This is a genomic window from Brotocaccenecus cirricatena, assembly GCF_020687045.1.
GTDB lineage: Bacteria > Bacillota > Clostridia > Oscillospirales > Oscillospiraceae > Vescimonas > Vescimonas cirricatena.
In genome coordinates this window covers 1-5,883 of record NZ_JAJEPW010000105.1, presented here as the reverse complement: position 1 = coordinate 5,883, position 5,883 = coordinate 1, and the positions used below count along the sequence as shown (strand labels likewise).

The following is a 5,883-nucleotide window of genomic DNA, read 5'->3' as shown; positions in this document are numbered from 1 at the left end:
CCCCCCCCCCCCCCCCCCCCCCCCCCCCCCCCCCCCCCCCCCCCCCCCCCCCCCCCCGCCCGGACAGCAAGCAGCACCTATGCCTATGACAAGGACAACCGGCTGACCAAGGCGACGGAGGGTGCCATCTCCGCCAACTACACCTACGACAGCTTCAGCCGCATGACGGGGCTGACCGCCAAAAACGGAGTCCCTCTTACCACAAAAATGCCTCATATATAAGACGGGTATAACAGCTTACCTGTCTTATATATGAGGCTTAGTTTTGTTCACATTTTCTTCTCTATCGCCTTACGCGCCTTGCTCCTGGCCCTTGTCAGCAGCATCCGCACACTGCTGGACTTGACGCCCAGGGCAGAGGCAATCTCCGCATCGCTCATGTTCAGGACATATTTGTCCTCCAGCAGCTGCCGCGTCCGCGAATCCAGCTGCGGCCAGACCTGCCAAAGCACATCGGCATCGTCCAAAAGCAGGATCTGCCGTTCCGGATCCTCTGCATCCCGGGAGGCAATGTCGATCACCCCATTCCCCACAGGGAAGGGGGCTCTGCGCTGACGCTTTTCCTCCTCGATGGCATTATACCGGCACGCCACAACGATGTAGTTGGTGCGGGAGGCTGCGTCCATCTCCCGCAGCTGGGGAATATGGTCGATGAATTTTCTGACAGACTCCTGCAGCACATCCTCGCACGTCCATTGGTCATGTATGACCTTCCGGATGGTTGCGTACATGAGCGGATGGTATTCCAAAAACAGCCACTCCATAAAGTCCCGGTCATCATCATTCTCTATGGTCTGAATGCAGATGGGAATCATTCGGCATTCTCTCCTTTTCAGAAAAGCAATAAAAACCGAGAAAAATTATAGCAAAAAAATCGCATCTTGACAATAGTGCTTCCATGGAAGAAAATATTTTTGGAAAAAATTTAGAAAAACTGTTGCATTTTGCCGTTTCAACAGTTCTATTAGTGTAGAGGGATTTGAGGAGGTACCAGCATGACAAAGCAGGAAATGCTGTATGAGCAGTATAATGATGCATTGTTCCGGCTGCTGATGCACAGTGTTGCACAGCATCAGGGGCAGCAGTACCAGGAGGAAAACCAGGCACTGAAAGCGCAGGAGGGCGGCCCCTCCGAGACGGCGAAGCGCCGGTGTCTGCGGACGATCTCCCGGCAGGTAAGGCGGGGCCACGCCCGCGCCGCAGCCCGGACGGCGTCGCGGGTCCTCAGCAAGGCGGCGGTCGTTATGCTGCTGGTCATTTCCTGCCTGACGGCTGCGTTCGCCGTGTCACCCGTTTTCCGCAGCGACGCGCTGCGGTGGGCTGTGGCGACCTTCGGCGATCATGCGGAGTACCGATTCAACCAAACGGAAGGAGGTGTTCAGTACCAGGGCATCGAAGTGGGCTGGCTGCCGGAGGGATATGAGCTGGTGGAAAATCAAAATACAAACGGAACGATATCACGGCGTTATATCAGACCGAGCGGTAGTGTAGAGCAGAGAGTTGATATTCGTGTAATGAATTTTGATGGGGAAGGCGTCTTCAAAGTCGATACGGAGGCTAATCAACTGTATCAGACTATTGTACATGATACCCTTGCTACAGTAATCCAACGCGATGAAAGCATGCAGATTATCTGGATGTATCCAGAATCCAATTGCATTGTCATGCTTTGCGGCGATAACATCTCCACAGAGACTGCCCTGAGAATTGCCCAGAGCATCGTTTTGTCCTGACGGACAGTCAGGACCCTTATTGCAGAAAAATGACAGACAGGAGAGAAGACATGAAGAAGAAACTGGTTTCCTTTATGTGCGCCGTCATGGCCGCGCTTTGCCTGGCGGTATCCGTTCCCGTGCAGGCCTATGCTGCACTGAAGGATGAGATTGCTCTGCAGTACATTGGCATTTCGGAAATATCCGCCAATCTGCACTTTGAAAATGGCGTTGCTTATTGCCGGGGAACTACCCGTGCATACAAAGGGTATACCGTTAATTTAGTCGTTGTCTTAAAGCGCAACAATGTGGAGTACGCGCGTTGGGAAGAAACGGTTACATATGATACCATTATACTTGAGAAACCCTGCAGTATCACTCACGGCCATGTGTACCAGGTTGTGGTCACAGCCTATGTGTATGACTCTGCGGGGAAGCTGGTGGAGACCCAGACAGCTTCTACCGGAGTCAAGGCCTATTAACACCGCAAAACTGTAACAAAAAAACGAACGAAGGTGACCCTTCATGCAGACCGAGGATGCTCCAGAGCTGACACCGGAGTTTCTGGAGGACTTGCGTCGATATACGGAATACGGGTGGGGACCCGGGATCACGGCGGCGCTGCTGAACCGTTGGCATCCGGTGGCGCTGACAAACCTGGATGTGATCAGACTCCGCCGACGTTTGGGCCGAGCGGCAGCACCGGTGCAGAATGCCAGCGACGACGAGCCGCCCCGCCACTGATTCCTGACCCGAAGCTATTTCAAAATATATAACCTCGTTACAACACAATTGAAGGGCTGACGGTTACATAGAACAGAGTGTTTACCTGATAGCAAATAGGCTTCTTCGATACAAAGGCCGTCCAGCGAAAGCTGGACGGCCTTTGTATATTAAATATCAGTTATCGGGCAGTATAGGCAATATGATTGGCCTGTGCCCATTGCTCCGCATAGCTTCCGGCGGCAACGCTGAGAACTACATTACCGCAGCCCGCAAAGGCATTATTGGTCATATAGCTCAGCCCGTCCGGCAGATAAACAGACGTCAAACTGGTACAACCACGGAAGGCATTGCCATAGACCGTCTTTACCATCTCCGGCAGAATCAGTTCCTTCAGGCTGGTGCAGCCGTTGAAGGCAGAGCCGCCGACGGTGGTCAATTTGCTGCCATCCTCAAAGATCACCGACGTCAGGCTGGTGCAGCCGAAGAACGCAAAGTCAGACAGATTGGTGATGCCCGCCGCGATCTCCACCGTGCGGATGGACTCCCGGTAAGCGGCCCAAGCCACCGCACCAGCGTAGGTGGGGTTCGTCAGGCTGCCGGTGCCCCGGATGCTCAGCGCGCCGTCGCTGTACAGCTCCCAGGTGGCGTCAGCGCCGCAGGAGCCGGAGGCGGTAACCGCGCGTTCGCGCTCCACATAGGCAATGCCGTTGCTGATGGCGTACTGCTTGGCATAGCTGTTGTAGGCCACGCTGAGGACCACCTTGCCGCAGTCCCGGAACGCGCCGCCGGTGATGTAGGACACCGTATCCGGCAGATAGACAGAGACGAGGTTGGAGCAGCCGCGGAAGGCGTTGCCGTAGATGGTCTTGACGCCCTGGGGCAGGGTCAGCTCCTTCAGACTGGTGCAGCCGTTGAAGGCGGAGCCGCCGATGGTGGTCAGGCGGCTGCCTTCGGCAAAGCTTACCGTCTCCAGAGCGGAGCAGCCATAGAAGGCGAAGTCAGGCAGGTTGGTGATGCCGGAAGCGACCTCCACCGTGCGGATGGACTCGCGATAGGCGCTCCAGGCCACGGCCCCGGCATAGGCGGGATTGGTCAGGCTGCCGGTGCCCCGGATGCTCAGCGCACCGTCGCTGTACAGCTCCCAGGTGGCGTCAGCGCCGCAGGAGCCGGAGGCAGTAACCGCGCGTTCACGCTCCACATAGGCGATGCCGTTGCGGATGGCGTACTGCTTGGCATAGCTGTTATAGGCCACGCTGAGGACCACCTGGCCGCAGCCCCGGAACGCGCCGCCGGTGATGTAGGACACCGTATCCGGCAGATAGACAGAGACGAGGTTGGAGCAGCCTCGGAAGGCGTTGCCGTAGATGGTCTTGACGCCCTGGGGCAGGGTCAGCTCCTTCAGACTGGTGCAGCCGTTGAAGGCGGAGCCGCCGATGGTGGTCAGCTGGCTGCCCTCAGCAAAGCTTACCGTCTCCAGAGCGGAGCAGCCGAAGAAGGCGAAGTCAGGCAGGCTGGTGATGCCGGCGTCCACATGGACCACGCGGATCATGTGGCGATAGGCATACCAGGCGGTGGCGCTGGAAACCTTGGGATTGCTGAGAGCGCCGCTGCCCTTGATATGCAGGACGCCGTCGCTGTACAGCTCCCAGGAAGCGTCAGCGCCGCAGGAGCCGGAGGCGATGATCTCAGGCTGACGCTCCACATACCGGATGCCGTTGTGCGCGGCAAAGTCCTTGGCATAGCTGTTGTAGCCCACGCTGAGGACCACCTGGCCGCAGCCCCGGAACGTGGATGCAGCCAGATAGGACACGCTGTCCGGCAGATAGACGGAGGTGAGGTTGGAGCAGTTGCGGAAGGCGTTGCCGTAGATGGTCTGCACATGCCGGGGCAGGGTGACCTCCGTCAGGGCGGAGCAGCCGCGCAGGGCGGAGCCGCCGATGGTGGTCAGCTGGCTGCCCTCGGCAAAGCTTACCGTCTCCAGAGCGGAGGAGCCATAGAAGGCGAAGTCAGGCAGGCTGGTGATACCGGCGTCCACATGGACCGCGCGGATCATGTGGCGATAGGTATACCAGGCGATGCCGGAGGCTGCCTTGGGGCTGGTGAGAGCGCCGCTGCCCTTGATATTCAGGACGCCATCGCCATACAGCTCCCAGGAAGCGCCTGCGCCGCAGCTGCCGGAGGCGATGACCGTGGCGGCACGCTCCACATAGGCAATGCCGTTGCGGATGGCATACTGCTTGGCATAGCTGTTGTAGGCCACGCTGAGGACCACGCCGCCGCAGCCCTGGAACGCCGTGGAGGAGATGAAGCTGATCCCATCCGGCAGATACACGCTGTTAAGAGACGTGCAGCGGGCAAAGGCGCGGCCGTTGATGGTCTGCAGGCCCTCGGGCAGCACAATGGACGTCAGGGAGCGGCAGTCATAGAAGGCCGAGCCGCTGATCAGGTTCAGCTTCGTGCATTCCTCCAGATTGATGCGGACCAGGCGGGAGCATCCATTGAAGGCGGAGCCGGAAATGGTGGTCAGCTGGCTGCCGCTTTCGAAGATGAGGTCCGTCATCATGGAGCAGTAGTAGAAGCACTGGGTGGACAGGGTGGTGATACCGGCGGACACATAGACCTTGCGGATGCCGTCCTTGGCCGTCTGCCAGGGAACGGTGGCGCGGCTTGTGGTGGACAGGGGACCGGAGCCGGTGATCACCATCCGGCCGTCGCGGTACAGCACAAAGCACGCGTTCTCACCGCAGATACCGGCCAGCAGGATATTCTCCGTGGGGACGAACTGTCCGTCCAGGAAGGTGCAGCGCTGACCATCCATGATGTATTCGCCCGTATAGGCCAGGCCGTCTGCATCGAAGTTATAGTTGACCTCGTCCAGGAACAGATAGCCGGTGACATACCGTCCGGCGGTGAAGTACATTCTGCGTCCGGACTCGCTGTCCGTCGCCCAGCCGTTGTACTGCACCTGGGCCGCGTTTTCGGTGTGGCCGCAGACGGAGCACTCCAGCTGGCCGGTGGAACGGTCATACACATAGGTGTGCTCATCGTTCTGGCAGATGGGGGCGGTGCGGCGGGTGAACTGATCCAGCACCGTCCGGGTGCCGTCGGTGGCCACGTTATAGGCGGTGACGGTGGCCTGGAAGCGGTCGGCGGTGACGTCCACATAGACGCTGTCGAAGTCCAGGGTGGCCACGTCAAAGTGGAAGTCGGGGTTGTTCACGATGGAATAGGACTTGCCGCCGGTGGAGCCGCAGATGTAGTACACCGTGCCGTTTTCGTCCACCTGACCGCCGGTCATGGGGGCGGTGCGGGCATAGCTGTGGTCATTGCCGGAGAAGTAGAAGTCGATGCCGGCTGCATCGCAGGCAGCGGGCAGATACTGCACATAGGTTTCGCCGCCGCCGGTGGGATTGGTGTAGTAGGCGGGCACGTGGGTCACCAGCAC

At 58.7% G+C, this 5,883-nt stretch carries 5 protein-coding genes; 3 read left to right on the top strand and 2 right to left on the bottom strand.

Annotated elements, in window-relative coordinates; genetic code table 11:
• Positions 1–269: 269 nt before the first annotated feature.
• Positions 270–815, bottom strand: a complete 546-nt coding sequence (locus LKD37_RS16715; protein WP_302930216.1) for an RNA polymerase sigma factor — start codon at positions 813–815, stop codon at positions 270–272.
• 180 nt (positions 816–995) lie between these two features.
• On the opposite strand from LKD37_RS16715, the gene LKD37_RS16710 reads away from it, so the two are divergent.
• Genes LKD37_RS16710 through LKD37_RS16700 form a run of 3 tightly spaced genes read left to right on the top strand, consistent with a single transcriptional unit; the run spans position 996 to position 2,456 of the window.
• Positions 996–1,733, top strand: coding sequence for a DUF4367 domain-containing protein (locus tag LKD37_RS16710; protein WP_302930215.1), 738 nt, complete (start codon positions 996–998; stop codon positions 1,731–1,733).
• Positions 1,734–1,783: 50 nt separating this feature from the next.
• A complete protein-coding gene (locus tag LKD37_RS16705) occupies positions 1,784–2,194 on the top strand; it encodes a hypothetical protein (protein ID WP_302930214.1) in 411 nt (136 codons plus the stop codon).
• Positions 2,195–2,237: 43 nt separating this feature from the next.
• Positions 2,238–2,456, top strand: coding sequence for a hypothetical protein (locus LKD37_RS16700; RefSeq protein WP_302930213.1), 219 nt, complete (start codon positions 2,238–2,240; stop codon positions 2,454–2,456).
• A gap of 160 nt (positions 2,457–2,616) precedes the next feature.
• Here LKD37_RS16700 and LKD37_RS16695 read toward each other — a convergent pair.
• Positions 2,617–5,883: leucine-rich repeat protein (locus tag LKD37_RS16695; protein WP_302930212.1), on the bottom strand; the 3,267-nt coding region annotated here is incomplete at its 5' end.